The sequence below is a fragment of the Micrococcus sp. KRD077 genome, from assembly GCF_017168505.1.
Taxonomy (GTDB): Bacteria; Actinomycetota; Actinomycetes; order Actinomycetales; family Micrococcaceae; genus Micrococcus; species Micrococcus luteus.
The window spans coordinates 1-976 of the sequence record NZ_JABFAZ010000054.1 but is presented as its reverse complement, the minus strand read 5'-3'; the positions used below and the strand labels follow the sequence as shown (position 1 = coordinate 976).

The 976-nt window shown below is 68.4% G+C and carries 1 protein-coding gene; it reads left to right on the top strand.

The annotated features are described in order from the left end of the window. Positions 1 to 900, top strand: a 900-nt coding sequence (locus tag J1M39_RS11105) for a CpaF/VirB11 family protein (RefSeq protein WP_206496794.1), incomplete at its 5' end; no start/stop codon positions are given. Between the last annotated feature and the right edge of the window lie 76 nt (positions 901 to 976).

The window sequence follows — 976 nt, the reverse complement described above, 5'->3', positions numbered from 1 at the left end:
CGCCCCTTCTCTGCGGCCCACCCCGACCTGGACATGGACCTGATGGGCTCGGTCCGTCTGGCCGCCACCGCCCGCCCGGTCTCCACGCGGCCCACCGCCGTATTCCGCATCCATCGGCTGGTGAACATCACCCTGGAGCAGCTGGTCGACAACGGCACCCTGAGCCCCCTGGCCGCCGAGTTCCTCACGGCGCTCGTGCAGGCCGGCAAGACGATCGTCATCAGCGGCTTCGGCGGCGACGGCAAGACGACCCTGATGCGCGCCCTGGCGGAGAAGATCGGCCCGCTGGAGCAGATCGTGACCATCGAGAAGGAGCGCGAGCTGCACCTGGACCGGCTCGACTCTCGCCTGGTCCCGCCGATCGAGCTTCAGGCTCGCCCCGGATCGGGCGAGCGCGCCGCCGACGGCAGCACCATCGGCGAGTACACGTTGACCATGGCCATGGAGAAGGCCCTGCGTCTGAACTCCGCACGCATCCTGGTCGGCGAGGTCCGCGGTTCGGAGATCGGCGCGATGATCTCCGCGATGCAGACCGGCGCGGGAACTTACTGCACCGTCCACGCCTACTCCGGCGAGGAGGCCGTGCGCCGTCTGGTCGGCCTGGGCATGAACGAGTTTTCCGAGACCTACATGGCTCGCCAGCTGGGCTACCACATCGACGTCGTCGTGCAGATGCGCAAGGTGCCTCAGCCCGATGGCTCGGTGAAGCGCAAGATCATCTCGATCTCCGAGGTGCTGCCCGGCGACACCGACAAGGGCATTTCGGTGGCCGACCTGTTCCGCATGGGTCCCGGCGACGAGAACGCCGTGCCCGTGGCCCCTCCCGTGGACAACCGCCTGCGCAACGATCTCGAACGCACCGGCTTCGACCTGCTGCGCCTGGCCGGAGGTGCCCGATGAGCTCGCTCCTGCTCCCTCAGAGCTTTGCCCTGGGCATCCTCGGCCTGGGCATGGCTGCCGTGAACTGGCTCTGGCC